The organism is Rhizobium sp. T1470, assembly GCF_042140505.1.
Classification (GTDB): domain Bacteria; phylum Pseudomonadota; class Alphaproteobacteria; order Rhizobiales; family Rhizobiaceae; genus Rhizobium; species Rhizobium favelukesii.
In genome coordinates, this window is record NZ_CP148092.1 from 1,214,252 (window position 1) to 1,231,946 (window position 17,695).

Annotated in this window: 18 protein-coding genes; 14 read left to right on the plus strand and 4 right to left on the minus strand. The window is 59.3% G+C overall.

Going from position 1 to position 17,695, the window contains the following annotated elements; all coding sequences use genetic code 11:
• The first annotated feature begins 129 nt into the window (after positions 1-129).
• The 8 genes from WGT02_RS27010 to WGT02_RS27045 all read left to right on the plus strand — a co-directional run bounded on the left by WGT02_RS27010 (position 130) and on the right by WGT02_RS27045 (position 6,929).
• Positions 130-1,386 (plus strand): ABC transporter substrate-binding protein, encoded by a 1,257-nt coding sequence (locus tag WGT02_RS27010; RefSeq protein WP_208247535.1) that lies wholly within the window; start codon positions 130-132, stop codon positions 1,384-1,386.
• Positions 1,387-1,480: 94 nt separating this feature from the next.
• On the plus strand, positions 1,481-2,590 hold the full coding sequence (locus tag WGT02_RS27015; RefSeq protein ID WP_208247537.1) for an ABC transporter ATP-binding protein: 1,110 nt from the start codon (positions 1,481-1,483) through the stop codon (positions 2,588-2,590).
• Entirely contained in the window at positions 2,587-3,477 is an 891-nt protein-coding gene (locus WGT02_RS27020; RefSeq protein WP_024318577.1) for a carbohydrate ABC transporter permease, read from the plus strand. Before WGT02_RS27015 ends, WGT02_RS27020 begins: the two co-directional genes overlap by 4 nt.
• 2 nt (positions 3,478-3,479) lie before the next feature.
• Positions 3,480-4,358 carry a carbohydrate ABC transporter permease gene (locus tag WGT02_RS27025; protein WP_024318578.1) on the plus strand — a complete coding sequence of 293 codons (879 nt, stop codon included), beginning with the start codon at positions 3,480-3,482 and terminating at the stop codon, positions 4,356-4,358.
• A gap of 20 nt (positions 4,359-4,378) precedes the next feature.
• A complete protein-coding gene (locus WGT02_RS27030) occupies positions 4,379-4,882 on the plus strand; it encodes a GNAT family N-acetyltransferase (protein ID WP_024318579.1) in 504 nt (167 codons plus the stop codon).
• 338 nt (positions 4,883-5,220) lie between these two features.
• Positions 5,221-5,562 carry a helix-turn-helix transcriptional regulator gene (locus WGT02_RS27035; protein WP_208247539.1) on the plus strand — a complete coding sequence of 114 codons (342 nt, stop codon included), beginning with the start codon at positions 5,221-5,223 and terminating at the stop codon, positions 5,560-5,562.
• On the plus strand, positions 5,549-6,085 hold the full coding sequence (locus WGT02_RS27040; protein ID WP_024318581.1) for a TOBE domain-containing protein: 537 nt from the start codon (positions 5,549-5,551) through the stop codon (positions 6,083-6,085). The genes WGT02_RS27035 and WGT02_RS27040 overlap by 14 nt, the downstream gene beginning before the upstream one ends.
• Positions 6,078-6,929: a glycerophosphodiester phosphodiesterase family protein gene (locus WGT02_RS27045; RefSeq protein WP_040680971.1), complete on the plus strand. Its 852-nt coding sequence runs from the start codon at positions 6,078-6,080 to the stop codon at positions 6,927-6,929. Before WGT02_RS27040 ends, WGT02_RS27045 begins: the two co-directional genes overlap by 8 nt.
• A 175-nt stretch (positions 6,930-7,104) precedes the next feature.
• Here the strand turns inward: WGT02_RS27045 and WGT02_RS27050 are convergent, their stop codons facing one another.
• On the minus strand, positions 7,105-7,686 hold the full coding sequence (locus tag WGT02_RS27050) for a L,D-transpeptidase (RefSeq protein WP_208247541.1): 582 nt from the start codon (positions 7,684-7,686) through the stop codon (positions 7,105-7,107).
• Between the two features lie 685 nt (positions 7,687-8,371).
• On the opposite strand from WGT02_RS27050, the gene WGT02_RS27055 reads away from it, so the two are divergent.
• Genes WGT02_RS27055 through WGT02_RS27065 form a run of 3 tightly spaced genes read left to right on the plus strand, consistent with a single transcriptional unit; the run spans position 8,372 to position 12,922 of the window.
• Positions 8,372-10,123 (plus strand): type I secretion system permease/ATPase, encoded by a 1,752-nt coding sequence (locus WGT02_RS27055; RefSeq protein WP_024317417.1) that lies wholly within the window; start codon positions 8,372-8,374, stop codon positions 10,121-10,123.
• Entirely contained in the window at positions 10,120-11,427 is a 1,308-nt protein-coding gene (locus WGT02_RS27060) for an HlyD family type I secretion periplasmic adaptor subunit (RefSeq protein ID WP_024317416.1), read from the plus strand. The genes WGT02_RS27055 and WGT02_RS27060 overlap by 4 nt, the downstream gene beginning before the upstream one ends.
• Before the next feature lie 58 nt (positions 11,428-11,485).
• Complete coding sequence (locus tag WGT02_RS27065) at positions 11,486-12,922, plus strand: family 16 glycosylhydrolase (protein WP_208247543.1); 1,437 nt, start codon at positions 11,486-11,488, stop codon at positions 12,920-12,922.
• Between the two features lie 67 nt (positions 12,923-12,989).
• Here WGT02_RS27065 and WGT02_RS27070 read toward each other — a convergent pair whose 3' ends face one another.
• The gene (locus WGT02_RS27070) at positions 12,990-13,757 is read right to left on the minus strand and encodes a FadR/GntR family transcriptional regulator (protein ID WP_024317414.1); all 768 of its coding nucleotides are present in this window, start codon (positions 13,755-13,757) and stop codon (positions 12,990-12,992) included.
• Positions 13,758-14,003: 246 nt separating this feature from the next.
• On the opposite strand from WGT02_RS27070, the gene kduI reads away from it, so the two are divergent.
• From kduI to kduD, 3 genes are read left to right on the plus strand one after another with little or no spacing between them, the layout of a single operon-like run.
• The gene (kduI, locus tag WGT02_RS27075) at positions 14,004-14,846 is read left to right on the plus strand and encodes a 5-dehydro-4-deoxy-D-glucuronate isomerase (protein WP_024317413.1); all 843 of its coding nucleotides are present in this window, start codon (positions 14,004-14,006) and stop codon (positions 14,844-14,846) included.
• 9 nt (positions 14,847-14,855) lie between these two features.
• Complete coding sequence (locus WGT02_RS27080; protein WP_024317412.1) at positions 14,856-15,194, plus strand: cupin domain-containing protein; 339 nt, start codon at positions 14,856-14,858, stop codon at positions 15,192-15,194.
• Between the two features lie 7 nt (positions 15,195-15,201).
• Positions 15,202-15,954 carry a 2-dehydro-3-deoxy-D-gluconate 5-dehydrogenase KduD gene (kduD, locus tag WGT02_RS27085; protein WP_024317411.1) on the plus strand — a complete coding sequence of 251 codons (753 nt, stop codon included), beginning with the start codon at positions 15,202-15,204 and terminating at the stop codon, positions 15,952-15,954.
• Between the two features lie 139 nt (positions 15,955-16,093).
• Here kduD and WGT02_RS27090 read toward each other — a convergent pair whose 3' ends face one another.
• Both WGT02_RS27090 and WGT02_RS27095 read right to left on the minus strand, forming a co-directional pair.
• The gene (locus WGT02_RS27090) at positions 16,094-16,306 is read right to left on the minus strand and encodes a hypothetical protein (RefSeq protein ID WP_024317410.1); all 213 of its coding nucleotides are present in this window, start codon (positions 16,304-16,306) and stop codon (positions 16,094-16,096) included.
• Between the two features lie 57 nt (positions 16,307-16,363).
• Positions 16,364-17,494: a glycosyltransferase gene (locus WGT02_RS27095; RefSeq protein WP_024317409.1), complete on the minus strand. Its 1,131-nt coding sequence runs from the start codon at positions 17,492-17,494 to the stop codon at positions 16,364-16,366.
• Positions 17,495-17,695 lie beyond the last annotated feature (201 nt).

The window sequence follows — 17,695 nt, forward strand, 5'->3', positions numbered from 1 at the left end:
CCGACTTTGCATCTTTGCTTGCAATCGAAGCAGAGTCCAGTTGACATGACTGGTCATAACCAGTCCTATTGGGTTCAGGAGCCACAGAGTTCCCCACAATGCAAGTGTGATAAAGACAAGGAACAGCTCATGTTGAAGAAATGCCTCGCTGCGGCTGCAGTCTATGCCGGCCTGTGGGCTGGTGCGGCACATGCGGAAACCATCTCCGTCTTCTGCGCACCCACTGAATTCGAACTTTGCACCAAGGTCGCCGACGCCTGGAAGGCGAAGACCGGCAATGAAGCGAAGATCAACAAGATGCCGGCTCTGCTGGACGATGCGATCCCGATCTATCAGCAACTGCTGGCGGCAAAGTCGAAGGACATCGACGTTCTGTTCCTCGACGTAATCTGGCTCGGGATGTTCAAGGCGAACCTCCTGGATCTGAAATCGATGGTCCCGCAGGCCGACCAGGACAAGCATTTCGCCTCGACGTTGAATGCCGCAAAGCTCGACGGCAATCTCGTCGCCATGCCCGCTTATATGGACGTCGGCCTGATGTTCTATCGCAAGGACCTTCTGGAGAAATACGGCAAGCAGCCGCCGAAGACCTGGGACGAGCTTGCCGCCACGGCAAAGGAAGTTCAGGAAAAGGAGCGGGCTGCCGGCAATGACAAGATGTGGGGCTATGCCTGGCAGGCGAAGAGCTATGAAGGCCTGACCTGCGATGCAATCGAGCTGATCGCATCGAATGGCGGTGGGACCATTATCGCCGATGACGGCAAGGTGACGATCGACAACCCGCAGGCCGCCGAAGCCATCGAAAAGGCGAAGGGATGGATCGGTTCGATCAGCCCGGAAGGCGTGTTGAACTATGACGAAGAGGCATCACGCGCCGTCTTCGAATCCGGCGATGCCGTATTTCACCGCAACTGGCCCTATGTCTGGGGCACCTCCCACAAGGAAGGCAGCTCGGTCATCGACAAGGTCGGTGTCATGCCGCTTCCGGTCGGCAAGGAGGGGCAGAAGTCCAGCGGCTGCCTCGGGCCGATGTATTACGGCGTCTCGAAATACAGCGCCAAGCCGCAAGTCGCAGCCGACTTCGTGAACTTCATCACCGGTACGGACATGCAGAAGATGCGCGCCGTCGAGGCTACCCTCAACCCCTCCATCCAGTCGCTCTACAGTGACCCGGACGTATTGGAAAAGATCCCCTTCCTGAAGGACAACCAGCAGGCTTTTGCCGATAGCGCCGTACGTCCGTCAGGCTACACCGGAACCAGTTACAACCGCGTCTCACAAGCCTTCTATCGCTCCACCCACGACATGCTATCGGGCAGCGGCGACCCGAAGGAGGGCTTTGCGTCGCTGTCAAAGCGCCTGGAAAAGCTCAAAGAGAGCCGCTGATGGCAAGGCGAGGGGGCTGCGACCTCAAAGCTCCCTCGTTTTTCGCTGCCGGCGCTGCGCCGGCCGTGCCCCTATGCGCAAGCCAAGGTGAAAAATGGCATCGGTTTCGATGGAGTCTGTTTCGAAGAGTTTCGGAACACAGAGTGTCATTCATAATGTGGATCTGAAGATCGACGATGGCGAGTTCATCGTCTTCGTCGGCCCATCCGGATGCGGGAAGTCAACGCTCCTTCGCATCGTGGCGGGGCTGATCTCCGCATCCTCTGGAACGGTCAGGATTGGCGGCGACGACGTAACCGACGTCCCAGCCTCGAAGCGTGGCGTTGCCTTTGTCTTTCAATCCTATGCGCTCTACCCACATATGAGCGTCGCCCGGAATATCGGCTTTGCGCTGGAAACGATGGGCATCCGCCGCGACGCAATTGCGCAGAAGGTGCAATCGGTCGCCCGCATGCTGAAGGTCGACCATCTTCTTGATCGGCGACCGCGGGAGTTGTCGGGAGGCCAGCGCCAACGCGTCGCCATCGGCCGGGCGCTGGTCCGGCAGCCCGATATCTTTCTCTTCGACGAGCCGCTTTCCAATCTGGATGCGGACCTCAGAATGGAAATGCGGATGGAGATCGCCAAGCTGCATGGCGATCTCCAGACGACGATGATCTATGTCACGCACGACCAAGCCGAGGCGATGACGCTTGCCGACCGGATCGTCGTCCTCAATCATGGCCGGATCGAGCAGATCGGCACGCCCTCGGAGCTCTATCATCGGCCCGACAATCGTTTCGTCGCCGGCTTTATCGGCAGCCCTCGCATGAACTTTCTCCCGATCGCGACGCAGACAGGCGACAATAGCGCAAGCGTCATCGGTCAAGGCGGCCTGTCGCTGTCGCCGAAGGCTGGCGATGGAGAACCGATTGCCGAGATCGGCGTCCGGCCGGAGGCCGTGCGCATCGTGCCAACCGGAAAGGGCCGTCTCGACTGCGTGCTCGAACGCGTCGAGGACCTCGGTCACGAACACTTCGCCTATTGCCGGATCGCCGGTGAGGCGCTCTGGGTCATCCGCCTCGCGGCAGCTCCGGCTGCGGAGACAATCGGCCAGCCGGTCGCGCTTTCCTTCGATGATCAGGCGGTATTTCTCTTTGCCGCCGACGGTAGGCGACTTGGCCAGATGGCGGAACCGCCAGGGTTTAGGAGAGCGATACGATGAGCGCGCGCCTCGCCCGCCGCGATCACCGTGCCGCCTGGCTCTTCCTTTTGCCAGTCATCATCGCCATGCTGGTGGTTGCCGTTTGGCCGCTTGGACGGACATTCTTCTTTGCCTTTACCGACGCTTATCTCGACGATCCCAGCGTCTATTCAATGGTCGGCCTCGACAATTTCATCGAGGTCTTCAACGACCACAGCTGGTGGCTCGCCGTCAGGAATACACTGATCTTCACCGTTGTTTCGGTTGCGATCGAGACGGTGCTGGGCCTTGCGATCGCGCTCCTGATCAACGAGGCCATCCCCGGCCGTGGACTTGCCCGCGCCGCGATCCTGGTGCCCTGGGCCATCCCTGTGGTCGTTGCTACCAGAATCTGGGAATGGATGCTGAATGACCAGTTCGGCGTCATCAACAAGATCCTGGTGGCACTTGGCTTCATAGATCATGGTGTGGCCTGGACGGCGAGCAGTTCGCTTATTATGGGGGTGGTGATCTTTATCGACGTTTGGATGACGACCCCGTTCATGGTGCTGCTGATCCTCGCGGGTCTGCAGATGATTTCCCAGGAGATCTTCGAGGCCGCCGAAGTTGATGGCATTCCAGCCTGGAAGCGATTCTGGTCCATCACCCTTCCGATGCTGAGGCCTGCGATCGGTGTTGCGGTCCTGTTTCGCACACTCGATGCGTTACGCATGTTCGACCTTTCCTATGTGCTTGCCGGCAGCAACGAAAAGGTCATGACAGTATCCATCTATGCCCGCGACCGGCTGATCAGCTTCCAGGAACTCGGAGTCGGCTCGTCTGCCTCGACTTGGGTCTTCCTGCTGGTGGCTCTGGTGGCGATCATCATCATCGGTGCATTGCGGCTCGATAAGGCGGCGGGGCATTGACAATGACCGATCTGGCGCTTCCCCTCCCGGTCCGCAAATCCAGCGCCTATTACAGGCTGCGGCGCCGCGTACTGCGCGGTTTGCAGATATTCGCGCTGTTCCTTGTCCTCATCTACACGCTGTTTCCCTATTACTGGGCCTTCGTTTCATCGACGAAGCAGGGGGCAGCGCTTTACCGGTCCGTTCTCCTGCCGGCACTCGATTTCACCTATTATCGGCAGTTGATCGACAATCCGGTCTTTATGAGTTCGCTGCTGAATTCCGCCTATGTGGCGGTTGCGACGACCTTCCTGTCTCTGGTGATTGGCGTCAGCGCGGCCTACGCGCTCGGGCGGATCGACTTCCCGCAGCGCCGGGCGGTGCTGATGGTCATCTTGATGATCTCGATCTTTCCCCAGGTGGTCGTGCTTTCGGGGATGTTCGAGCTCATCAACTGGCTCGGGCTCTTCAACCGGCCAAGCGCGCTCGTGCTGACATATTTGCTGTCGACCGTGCCGTTTACGACCTGGATCCTCACCACCTTTATCCGCGAGTTTCCACGCGAACTGGAGGAGGCAGCGATAGTCGACGGCTGCTCGCATCTGCGCATTCTTCTGAAGATATTGCTTCCACTGATGGGACCGTCGCTCGCAAGTACCGGCATCCTCGCCTTTATCCTCGCCTGGAATGAATTCCTCTTTGCCCTCACGTTTACCTTGACGGACGAAAACCGCACGGTGCCGGTGGCGATCGGCTTAATCGCGGGCACCAACCGTTATGAATATCCTTTTGGACAGATCATGGCAGCGTCCGTCACCGTGACACTGCCGCTGATCGCAGTCGTGCTCGTTTTCCAGCGGCGCATCGTCGCCGGGCTGACCGCCGGTGCCGTCAAGGGCTGAAGATCGAAAGGAACGAAATCATGGATATGCTCGTCAAGCTCTACGATCTCAAGCCGGACGCCGCCCTTGATGCGAGAATGGAACGCCAAGGCATCACCATCCGTCGCGTTCTGCCGCCGGAGCTGAAGGCCTTGACCGACTGGATTACCCCGCGCTTCGGTGTCGGATGGTCGTCCGAGGCCACGGCTGCCGTCATGCGGCAGCCGCCGACATGCTTCGTCGCCATCCAGAATGGCACGCTGATCGGTTTTGCCTGCCACGAGGCGACGGCAAAGGGCTTCTTCGGGCCAACTGGCGTCGATAGCGCAGCCCGCGGCCAAGGTGCGGGCCATGCGTTACTCCTGACGACGCTCCTCGACATGTATGCGCAGGGCTACGCTTATGGCGTCATCGGGGGTGCTGGACCCATGGATTTCTACCGCCGGAGCGTCGGTGCCGTGCCAATCGAGGGATCCATTCCCGGAATCTATCGCGGCATGTTGGCCGAGGCCGAGCCAGACGAAATCTCGGAATCGCACGTCTAGGCCTGCTGACTGTTGATTTGCATTGAGAACCAATGGAGTGGACGCCACCTCCCGACGGCATCGCAGTGTGCCAAAGTGATGTTTGCTGCAACGTCACTCAAAGGAGAGAGCATCTAGTCAAGGACGTTCTCCGTGCAAATCAACGATCTTCCCAGAGGGCGTTCATTTTCGGCTGCGGAGTTGGCACCTGATATGGTCAAAGATTTTCAGAAGCGCGATGGTAGATAACGTCACCATTAAACGAGATAGAGGCGCTTTAAACTACCATGACAGTGTTTGAGGAAGTGCTATGGTGCTTTTAATTACCATTAGGTCGGATAAGGGAGGATTAATGCACCATGACCCGTAGAAGCACGGTGACCATGGCTCCGCCTTATGCCGTTGAGCAATCGTTGACGACGCTCGGCGCAAATCTAAGAACCGCGCGTATTCGGAGGAATATGACGTTGCAGGAGGTGGCCGACAAAATTGGCGCCGACAGACATGTGGTGTCTGCTGCTGAAAAAGGGAAGGCATCCACGAGCATCGCCGTCTATGCCGCCATGCTTTGGGTATTCGGCTTGGTAGATCAGCTCTTTCACGTGGGCGATCCCGAAACCGACCAAGAAGGAAAGTCCCTTGAGAGCGCACGATCGCCAAAACGGGCAAGGCAAGACAGTGCGCTGAATGACAATTTCTAAACGCCATCCGTCAGAGTGCTACGTCGATGAAGCGCTGGCGCTCGACGACCGGATCGTCGTGATGCGCGATGGCTGCACCGAACAGATCGCGCCGCGCGATCGCATCTACGGCGAGCCAGAGATCGAATTCGTCGCCGGCTTCATCGGCTCGATGAACTTCATTCGAACGACTGTGAGGGGTGGTGTCAGCCGGCATGCAGCCTTTGCGCTTTCCGTTCCGGTCGCAGACGGGGACGTGGTGCTTGCCGTTCGACCGGAAGCGCTGTCGCTTGTCGCGGCGAAGGGGATGGGTGGCGGCATCGTTCATCGCAGCATCGATTTTGGTACCCATACGATCGTCGAGGTTGATCTTGCCGACGCAACGAGGGTGAAAGCAATGACATCAAGCAACAGCGCCTTGGCGAAGGGCGCGTCAGTGGAGCCGGTAGCCTCTGCCTTCAGGGCGTTCTGGGACAACCGGCTCATTCACGAGTCCGGTGCGATAGCGGCACGACAGAACAATCGGGTGTTTGGGCATGCTTGAGGACCGCGGAATTGCGATTGAAAGCGCCGGGCATCGCACCTGGCTGAAGTGGCACCGAGGACACCGCTTTGCCGGCGACATTTCCTTCACGGGCGAACGTATCGTCGATGGCATGGAACTCGGCGCCAGCGTGGAGATCGATCTCGTGCGCTTTGCCGGTGACGGCTTCGCTGTACTGCATGATGAGATGCTTGATGCCGCGACAACCGGTTCCGGTCCGGTTCGCGAGGCATCCGAGGCCTATTTGCGAGGTCTTTATCTTCGCGACCCTTTCGGGGCGCCGAGTGGGCACAAGGTGATGATGCTTGAGGATCTTGCGCAACTGCTCGGTCAAATCAGCCGACATCCCAGAGCTGGCCTGCAGCTTGACCTGAAAGAAAACGCAGATGCCATTTCCGACGAAGACATCGCCGCATTCGCGGCTGCCATTTCCCCTGTTGTGGGTTCGGTTATTCTTTCAGGCGGCGACTCGGCTGCCGTCGAGCGGCTCTCGCAGGCTGTGCCCGAGATGGCAATCGGCTACGACCCGTGCCACGATGGCGCCATGGAGCGGCTGATGGAAACCCGCGATTTCGCGGGCTTTGTTGCCGGTACGTTGCGCGCAGTGCCACGCGCGCAGATGATCTATCTCGATCGCCGTTTGGTGCTCTGTGCCGATCAGGCAGGCTATGACCTGATTGGCGCGTTTCACGAGGCCGGACGGGTCGTCGACGCCTATACCATCAACTCGGCCGTGCCGTCTGCCTTACCGGGTGTCAAACGCCTATTGGAGCTGAAAGCTGACCAGATCACGACGGATGACCCGGTCGGTTTGGAACGGCTTCTGATGGACGATCAGGCCTGAAAACCTTCGAGGAGCGAGGGTGGAGAACGATGAAGCTTTGATGACAAAACGCCGGATTGAGGTTGGCGCGTTGCGTGCAACGGCGGGATCGCTTTGCTGGGTTTTGCTTTGCCAATCGAGCTCCAAAAGCGGCTGTCCTGGACCTTGAGGGATCAGGGGTGTCCTTGCCCTCGAGTCACCGCCGGATGATCACACGCGTTCCCGGTCCGACCATGTCGTAGAGTTCCTCGACATCCTCTCGGTACATGCGAAAGCAACCGCTCGATGCATTGGTGCCAATAGAAGAGGGATCATTGGTGCCATGGATGCGCAATAGGCCGTCGGCAAGATAAATGGCCCGCGTACCAAGTGGGTTGGACGGGCCCGGCTTCACGACGGCCGGCAGCTTGGGATTCTTATGGCGCATGCCAGCCGTTGGTCGCCACTCAGGATGCTTGCGCTTCGACGTGACGTGTGTGGTGCCGTACCATCGTTTCCCGGCGCGCCCGACAGCAATCGGATAGGCCAGCTGCTGACCCCAGGGCGTCGTATAAACGAGCGTGTGCTCCCGCGTGGCGATGACAATTGTCCCCCTTCCACTCCTCATCCGTGGTTGGCGTTCTGGCATTGGCTCGTCGTAAATCGGCGGCGGTCCATATGGTCCATACGGGTCATAATAGTCGTAGTCGCCGTAGTCGTCATACGGTCCGTAAATCTGAGCCTGCGCCTGAAAGACGATAAGCAAAAGCGCTGTAGCAAATAGAGCCAGGAATTTCATTTCCGCTATCCGCTTGTTTTGCAAGAAAGATAGCCTCGAAATCTATGGCGGCATTGTGGCACCCGTGGTTCTGACGGTGGAGCCATACTCAAGTGCTTTTCCGCGTTTCGGTCATTTGGAGGGCGTGATGTTCGCTAACCTCACAAAGCGATGCCAATTGTCGGCTCCGGGCGTTGAGCAAAGTTCTTAGCCATACGCCTGCGGCGCGTTTGCTGGTCAAAGATTTCGGGATACAGCGCGATACTTGATCCAATGCTGGGAACTTGTCCAATCATTCGGTGCTAGCGCCTCTTCCTTGCCGATCAGCTGCACGGCGCAGATCAAATGAACGGGACCGCGCTCGACGAGACTTGCGCTGCCTTTGAGGTCGCAGACTGAAACGCAAATCCAAGCGCAAATGCAACCAGCATTTTTTATAATTCCTGAAATGCGCTCATCCGTATTAGTAGATTGGCCGGCAATCGCGCTGTCGCGCTCGAATGAAGACAGTCGTTTGACGACGTAACTGGACTACGACTTCGCGCTTAACGCTTGGTTTGGTGTGTTAGTGCTCAATGGAACAGATGCCACCCTTTGCAGTCGTCATCCAATCCCTTTTGGCTCAGTCTAGGCAAACTATCTCGATGTCTCGGGCCACCGGCGCTTCGGCAACGGTGCGCCTGCGCTAAGACCACAAGGAGCCCAGTTGTCTGAAGTCAAATCCCTTCCACAGCCGCGACCTCTGCTTGGCCTTTTTTCGTCATTGCGCGTCGCCGCTCTGGGTCTTGGCGTGACCAGTTGCCTCGTCAACGTGCTTGCGCTCACTGGTTCGTTCTTCATGCTTCAGGTCTATGACCGTGTCATTCCGAGCCGCAGCCTGCCGACGCTTTTCGGTTTGGCCGTCATCGTTGTTGCTCTCTTCGCCTTCCAGTGGCTGCTTGATCTAACGCGGTCGCTGCTGCTCGGTCGGGTCGGACGGGCTGTTGACGAGCGTTTCTCAGGGCGTGCTTTTCTTTCCGTCGCCTTGTCGGCATCGCGCAAGCCCTCGCCGGGAGATGGGCTGCAGACAATCCGTGATATTGACACAGTGCGTGGCTTCCTGTCCGGCCCGGGTCCGTCGGCATTGTTCGATCTGCCCTGGATGCCGTTCTATCTTGCGCTGTGTTTCCTTTTTCACAGCTGGATTGGCTTAACGGCCACAGCTGGCGCCCTGATATTGACGGGGCTGGCGTTGCTTGCCGAGCTCAGGTCGCGCGAACCGACAAGACAGACGGTCGCGATCCTTCAAGAACGGATGGCATTTGCCGAAACAGCGAGGCGCAATTCGGAAGTCGTCGTCGCAATGGGCTTTGCGGCAATGCTTTCGGCGCGATGGGCTGAGATCAACCAGCGCCACCTCGACAGTCACTTGCGCACGGCCACTCTCGTCAACTCGCTGTCGACGCTATCGCGGTCCGCGCGCATGCTGCTGCAGTCCGCGGTGCTGGCGGTTGGTGCGATATTGGTCATTCGCCAGGAAGCCACCGGCGGCATCATGATTGCCAGCTCCATTCTCGTCAGCCGCGCTCTCGCACCGATCGAGCTTGCCATCGCACACTGGCGAGGATTTGCAGCAGCGCGACAGGCCTGGTCGCGGCTCGACCGGGACGTCCGGCTCACGGAAGACACGCGCCACGACGTCGCGCTGCCGGCGCCGCGACAATCACTGACGGTGGAAAACCTGCATCTCGGGGCGCCAGGCTCGAAAATGCCGATCATTCGCGGACTGTCTTTCGAGATGAGAGCGGGCGAGGCAGTTGGTGTCGTCGGCCCAAGCGCCTCGGGCAAGTCTTCGCTGGCGCGCGCTATCGTGGGGCTATGGCCAGCCTTTGGCGGAGATATCAGGCTGGACGGTGCGTCGCTGTCCCAATGGGCGCCGGAGGCGCGCGGCCGCCATATCGGTTACCTGCCGCAGGACGTCTCGTTGTTCGACGGGACGATTGCCGAAAACATCGCCCGCTTCGACCCCGAGGCCTCTTCGGCGCTGATCATCGCTGCCGCTAAAGCCGCGGGTGTCTACGACATGATCGTCGGCTTCGCTGAAGGGTTCGATACACGGATCGGCGAGCAGGGCAGGGCCCTGTCCGCAGGCCAGCGGCAGCGCATCGGGTTGGCAAGGGCACTCTACGCCGATCCGTTCCTCGTCGTGCTGGATGAGCCGAATTCCAATCTCGACGTCGAGGGCGAATTGGCGCTGGCGCAGGCGATCGATGGTGTTCGATCGCGCCAGGGGGTGGTGCTCGTCATTGCCCACCGGTCAAGTGTGCTGTCTGGCGTCGACAAGGTGCTGGTACTCGAAGGTGGCCGCGCCAAGGCGTTCGGTGCCAAGGGCGATGTTTTAAGGACCGGGCCAAAGCCAGCCGCTGCCACCGGCTCCTTCGTCCGACTGCTGCGTGCCGGCGGGGAGATGTCGTCATGATCAGAGCAGCCGTGACATCGACAGAACGGGCAATCCGCCGCCTCACCTTGCTCGCTCTGGCAACCGGCATCCTCCTTGTCGGCGTGCTTGGCGGGCTTGCCTCGGCGATCCGCATAAACGGCGCAGTCATCGCGCAGGGAACACTTGTCGTCGACAGCTATGTCAAGCCGGTGCAGCACCAGAAGGGCGGTACCGTGGGGCAGGTCTTCGTCCGCAACGGTGATCGCGTCACGGCTGGCCAGATCCTCGTCCATCTCGATGACACGCAGACGAAGGCGAACCTTGCGATCATATCGCGACGGCTAAGAGAGCTTGCGGCGCGATCCGCCAGGCTTGCAGCAGAGCGCGACGGCCATGATACCATCGCTTTTCCGGCGGTCGTCAGCGGCAACGATGCCGCTCAGGCTGCCGCCCTCGTGAGCGCCGAGCAGCGATTGTTCGATGACCGCCGCGCATCGCTTCGCGGACGCACGGCGCAACTGCGCGAGCGCGTACGCCAGCTCGAACAGCAGGCCGAAGGTCTGGCGGCCCAGCAGGACGGCAAACGCCGAGCGATCGGCATCATCGACAAGGAACTCGCAAGCCTTGAGCCGCTGCTTCGACAGGGAGCCATTCCGGCAACACGGGTCTACGCCTTGCAGCGTGATGCGGCCGATTTGACGGGAGAGCTCGGCAGCCTCGTTGCCTCGACAGCCGAAAGCAAGGGCAAGATCGCCGAAACAGAGCTGCAGATTATCCAGGTGGGGGACGATCATAAAAGTGAGGTATCCGAGCAGCTCAGACAGGCCGAGGGCGATAGCGGCGAATATGCCGAGCGCCGCATTGCGATAGAAGATGAGCTGCGACACGTCGACCTCAGAGCGCCGCAAGACGGTATCGTTCACCAGCTCGCCGTCCATGCAGCGGGGGCCGTGATTTCGCCCGGCGAGGCCATCATGCAGATCGTGCCTGATCACGATGTGCTCACGCCCGAACTGAAGCTGTCGCCTCAGGATGTCGACCAGGTCGCTGTTGGCAAGGATGTCAGCCTGCGGTTCTCCGCGTTCAGTTACAGGACGACGCCGGAACTGAGGGGACGCGTTGCGTCCATCTCCGCTGACCTGACGACGGACACACATTCCGGTCAATCCTATTACACGCTTCGGGTCGCAGTGCCTGAAACCGAATGGCAGAGGCTTGGCGCGTTGGCACCGGTTGCTGGAATGCCCGTCGAAGCCTTTATCGAGACCGGCGAGCGCACAGCACTCGGTTATCTCGCAAAGCCGTTCACGGACCAGCTGGCCCGTGCATTTCGGGAGGAATAGTTGCAGCCATGGGAGGAGCAAGACCCTTGAGACCTATCAAAACCCGAAGGAGTTGATAATGGCAAAGTCGATACAAAACGCCGTCGGCCAACCGCTGTACTACAGTGTCGCCTCGACTGCATGGTTTTCCGCGACCGGTTCCGGCCCAGTGCTGAACGGAACCTCCGGCAACGATTCAATATGGGGTGACAGTTCCGTCAATGTGACCATGCACGGCGGCACTGGCGATGACATCTATTATCTCTATTCCAGCATAAATCGCGCGGCGGAGGCGCCTGGAGCAGGGATCGACACGATCAACACCTGGATGAGCTACACGCTGCCTGAGAATTTCGAGAACCTGACCGTCACCGGCAACGGGCGCTATGCTTTCGGCAATGCGCAGGACAACATCATCTCCGGAGCCTCGGGCAGCCAGACGCTCGATGGCGCCGCGGGCAACGACGTGCTGATCGGCGGAGGTGGGGCCGATACATTCATCTTCTCCCGGGGCAACGGCAGCGATCTGATCGTTGATTTCAGCAGCGACGATACCGTGCGGCTGAACAGCTATGGGCTTTCGTCCTTCCAACAGGTTCTAGCTCATACCACGCAGGAGGGCGCCAATCTGCGGCTCGATCTCGGCGGTGGCGAGAGCCTCGTTTTTGCCAATACCGATGCCTCCGATCTGCAGGCCAGCCAATTCCAGTTGACGCTCGACCGCTCACATCTGGCGTTGACCTTCGATGACGAGTTCAACAGCCTGTCTCTGCGAAGCGGAGATCAGGGCACATGGGATGCGAAGTTCTGGTGGGCTCCGGAACGCGGTAGCTCATTGACCGGAAACGGCGAGCTGCAGTGGTACATCAATCCGTCCTACGCGCCGACGGCAGCGGCAAATCCGTTCTCGGTGAACAATGGCGTGCTGACGATCTCGGCCGAACCTGCCTCGCAGGCAATCCAGGCGCAGATCGACGGCTACGACTACACATCAGGACTTCTGAACACCCATTCCTCCTTTGCCCAGACCTATGGCTATTTCGAAATCCGCGCCGATATGCCTTCAGAGCAGGGCGTCTGGCCGGCGTTCTGGCTGCTTCCGGAGGACGGGTCCTGGCCGCCTGAACTCGATGTTGTTGAGATGCGCGGGCAGGACCCCAACACGGTCAATGTCACGGTACACAGCGACCATAACGGAGCGCATACGATGACGTCCTTTCCCGTCAAGGTGCCGAGCACCGACGGATTCCACAATTATGGCGTCCTGTGGGACGAAGATCATGTCACATGGTACTTCGATGACGTCGCAGTGGCACAAACTGATACGCCCGCGGACATGCACGACCCCATGTATATGCTGGTCAACCTTGCCGTCGGCGGCTCCGCCGGAACGCCGTTGAACGGCTTGGCGAATGGTTCGGAAATGCATATCGACTATATCAGGGCATATGCCCTTGGCGACGCTCCGGTGGACGCCGCCACCACAGCCAGCGCGAGCAGCGATTGGCACATTTAATGGAACGGAGCCCGGCCAGGAGGACGATGACATCAGTCAATCCGAGCCATTCGAGCGTCTTTATCCGTTAGGTCGCTTCGATATCGCTTTGGTATCGCGTTCGCCGATCCCGCAGGCGTTCGCGATATCGTTCCTGGCTTGCCGACAGATGAGCGCGCATGGCATCGCGCGCGCCAGCAGCGTCGCCTGCAGAAATTGCATTGAGGATTGCAAGATGTTCTCGCTGTAGTCCGGCCTGATAGCTGAAAGAGAGCACGTCTTCCGCTGCATAGGGTGACGTTACGTCGCACGGGATGGTGCGCGCGCCGAGTGCATCGAGAACCTCGACATAGAAAGGGTTGTTGGTCGCCTCGGCAACGGATCGGTGGAAAGCAAAGTCAGCCTGGCCGGTCGGTTCGCCAAGCTGCAGGAGGCGATCGAATTCGAAAAAGCGCTCCTGGATTTGCGCTTCCTGTGACGCATTTCTGCGGGTTGCGGCCAGTGCTGCACTTTCAGTTTCAAGCGCGATGCGAACTTCGAGCACGTTCAATGCGTGCGATATGTTGCTTGATCTGTCCTGAATTTTGATCGGACCGGACGTCTGATGGCCGATCACGAAAATACCTGCCCCCTGCCTGGTTTCCAGCAATCCATCGGCCACCAGGGCTGCGACTGCCTCGCGAATGACGGTCCTGCTGACATCGAAGGTCCCGGCGAGCTGGGTCTCTGTCGGCAACTTCTGGCCAAGGGAGACCTGGCCTGAAAGGAAGTCCTGGCGAAGGGAAGCGGCAATCCGTTCGGAGAGCTTCTGCCGTCGGGATGCAGTGAGATCGACCTGAGGAGGGATGGAGTTCAAGAGTATCGTCGTCTCCGTGAAGGGTGCTTAACCATATCGCCAACGGCGCAAAAAGGCAACAATTCTCGAAATCATCATACAAATATGATGACAACAGGGGTCTTGATCTATCGAATTGGAAATGTTGAATATTTTTTTGCAGTCGGTGAATGTGGATGATGTGTTGGCCGATGAATGGAGAACGATGTGTTGCCGAAGTGTGATCAATATGTATGATGACTTCAGCTGAAGGCTCTGGGAGGCATCATGAGTCACACCGACGACACCAATCGTTTCGCGATTGATCCGAAGACCGCAGCCGGCTTTGGAACTGGCGAACTTCGCGAGAATTTCTTGCTGCCGCCGCTATTTGTGGCTGGGCGCATCCAGCTTCACTACACCAACTACGACCGCATGATTGTCGGCGGTGCCATGCCGACTTCGCAAGCGCTCGCATTGGAAACGATCAAACCGGCAGGAACAGACGCGCTTCTGGCGCGCCGCGAGCTGATCGCGGTCAACATTGGCGGTGCCGGCGCCGTCGTGGTCGATGGCGAGCGCTTCTTGGTCGGGACGCGCGACATGGTGTATGCCGGGCTCGGCACCTCGGTCACGTTCGAGTCTGCCTGCGCGGAACAGCCGGCGAAATACTATCTGCTGAGCGCGCCAGCCCATATGCGCCACCCGACCAGGCATATTGGCATCGCCGATGCCAAGCGTCTCGATGTCGGTGCGCAGGCGACGAGCAACGAGCGTTCGATCTTTCAATTCATTCACCCCGAAGGCGCAAAGACCTGTCAGCTCGTCGTCGGTATGACGACGCTTGCGGCGGGCTCCGTCTGGAACACCATGCCCTGCCATGTTCACGACCGGCGGATGGAGGCCTATCTCTATTTCGATCTGCCGGACAGGGCCCGCGTCGTGCATCTGATGGGAGAGCCCGACGAGACGCGCCACCTCATCGTGGCGAATGAGGAGGCCATTCTGTCACCGGGTTGGTCGATCCATTCCGGTGTTGGTACATCGAACTATACATTCATCTGGGCAATGGCCGGCGATAATGTCGACTATACCGACGTCGATCTCGTCGCCATCGAAGATCTGAAGTGAGGAGGCTGTATGACAGCGAGTGATCTTTTCGTATCGGGCAACGGTGCCGAGTGGAAGAACCCGGAGCCGGGCGTCACTCGTCGCATCATGGCCTATCTGCCTGAAATGATGATGGTCGAGGTCGTCTTCGAAAAGGACGCCGTCGGCGCTCTGCATTCTCATCCGCACATCCAGGCAAGCTATGTTGCGGAAGGCAGCTTCGAGGTGACGATCGACGGCAGGACCGAAACGCTTCACCAGGGAGGAAGCTTCATCGTTCCTTCCGACCTGGTCCACGGGGTCAGGGCTCTTGCCAAGGGTCGGCTGATCGATACGTTCACGCCACATCGCGCCGAATTCCTCAAATGAGGTGCCTATGACCATGTTCGATCTTTCCGAGCAGGTCGCCGTCGTCACCGGCGCGAACACCGGCATCGGTCAGGCCATTGCCGTGGCGCTGGCAGGTGCCGGCGCCTCGATTGTCGCTGTCGGTCGCTCGTCCATGGACGAGACGCAGGCGACTGTCCAAACCCTTGGTGCACGGTTTCACGCGATCAAGGCAGACCTTGGTTCGATCGAACCGGTCAAGGCCATTGTCGACGAAACAGTGGCGACATTCGGCAGGCTCGATATTCTCGTCAACAATGCCGGGATCATCCGGCGTGCCGACGCTATCGATTTCACGGAAGCCGACTGGGATGCAGTCATGGACGTCAATCTGAAGACCGTCTTCTTCCTGTCGCAGGCTGCTGCCCGGCACATGCTGGAAAGAGGGAACGGCAAGATCATCAACATTGCCTCGTTGCTGTCGTTCCAAGGCGGAATTCGCATTCCATCCTATACGGCGGCAAAAAGCGGGCTAGCCGGATTGACGCGCCTGCTGGCTTGTGAGTGGGCGGGCAAAGGCATCAACGTCAACGCCATCGCCCCTGGCTATGTCGTCACGAACAATACCGTGGCACTTCGCGAGGATCTTGAGCGCAGCGCCGGCATCCTTGCCCGCATTCCCGCACGGCGCTGGGGAGATCCGGCAGATCTTGGAGGTGCCGCCGTGTTTCTGGCGTCAAAGGCCTCGGACTATGTCCACGGGACGGTGCTGCCGGTGGATGGCGGATGGCTTGCGCGCTGAGCGCGCAGATGGAAGCGGATCTACTTGGATTGTGGCCATCGCTGACATCGCGCAACACGTTTAACCCAGGCCAGGCTCGATTGTCCGGGCCCAGCATCCGGGCCAGCAAATGAGGGCGTCTTTCACATCTTCTCCCCGGTTACGGGGAGTTGATCGACGGCAGGAAGAACTCAACTTCCTTCCGGCGGCGTGCTTCCAAACCCTCTACGCGATCATGCCAGAACTGCTCGGCGGCAGGCGGATCCGCCTCCCATGCGCGAACCGTCTGCTGGTTATCGTCGATCTTGACGCGTCTCTTCCCGCCGAGCCGCAGATATTCCTCCGCAAGCCGGCGGCCCTCCGTCATTTCCATCTCTAATCACGTCCTTTCATCGGGCGGCAACCCATCTGCCGCTGATGAAAAGAACGATCATCGCGCGCCATTGTTCCCATTCCCGGCGTCCGTCGCGGCGCCGGGACCGCACAAATGCATGACCTTCTCGCCATCAAGTGCGTCGATGACGGCATTCCACAAGGCGTCGACTTCCGCTTTCGCGTCAATCGATACGACAGGGCTTTGGCTCGCTTCCAACGCGGCAGCGGCCATAGCATTTGCGTCGGCTTGTGTGTCGACCAGACGTATCGCGCCGCCGTCTATCAGCTTGCGAAACAGCCCATGATGGGCGACGGCGTCAGGCTGTCGCGGCGCGTTGACGACGAGGGGCTTTCCCGAAAAGCTTGCCGCAAGCACGCTTGCCCGACGCGCTGTCAGCCCCTCGGAGAAGAGATAGCAAAACACGTCAACGTGCTTGAAGATGCCGAAGAGTTCCTCTGCATTGGCAACATAGCCGGTTACAGTGACCCGACCCGAAATGCCAAGCTTGTCTGCGAGCGCATAAAAATCGCGCTCCACGTTATCGGTGCCGCGGATGAACGATCCGACGAACACGACGCCGACGTCGTGACCGAGTGCCAGCAGGCGCGCGGCAATCTCCAGAACCGCCGTCGATTGCTTCTTGGGATAGATCGAGCCGAACTGCCCAAGGATGAGCCGCCCTGCCTTGCGCTGCTCCTCGAGTGTGCGGGCAACCAAGCCGTCATGCAGCACAGTCGGCAGAGCAAGATTCGGCGGGATGGGAATGACCCCGCGCCGGCTGGTTGACAGGGCAGACAGTGGACTTCTGGCAAACTCGGCAGCCACCTCAGGCGCTGAAAACAAGATCTGTGTTGCGAGCATCACCACCGGAGCCAACACCAGGCGGCGCTTCCAGTCCAGAGCGTCCCACTCGTGCAGTACCACGACAAGCTGTTTGCGATGCAGCCGGGTCGTAAGTGCCGCCGCGATCGGCTGCGTGAGCTTCTTCTTCCAGGCCACAACGGGAAAGTTGACGATGACGGCGTCCACATCAGCAAGCGATGACGTGAGCCGGCGTATTTCGTCGTCAAGCACATGCTGATCAGCCCGCTCAGCAAGGCGTAACACCGTCTGCCGTGCAAATTCCTCGACACCGCAGGTCTGGGAGGCGTCGGAGACGAGTGCGAGATAGCGACGTTTCAGCATATCGAACCTTCTGAATGGGCGGGCCGCCACATCGCGGTGATACCGTCTTTTCGTAAAGGTCGGCTTACAATTTTAGGTTCGATGCCTGGCGTGTCTTCATGGAGGGCGCCTGCGACCATCACGTGCGGAGCGGGATTAACTATAGCGCGAGGTTTTACAGCGACCTTCCGCCGAAACAGCTAATGATCGGGCTTAAACTGA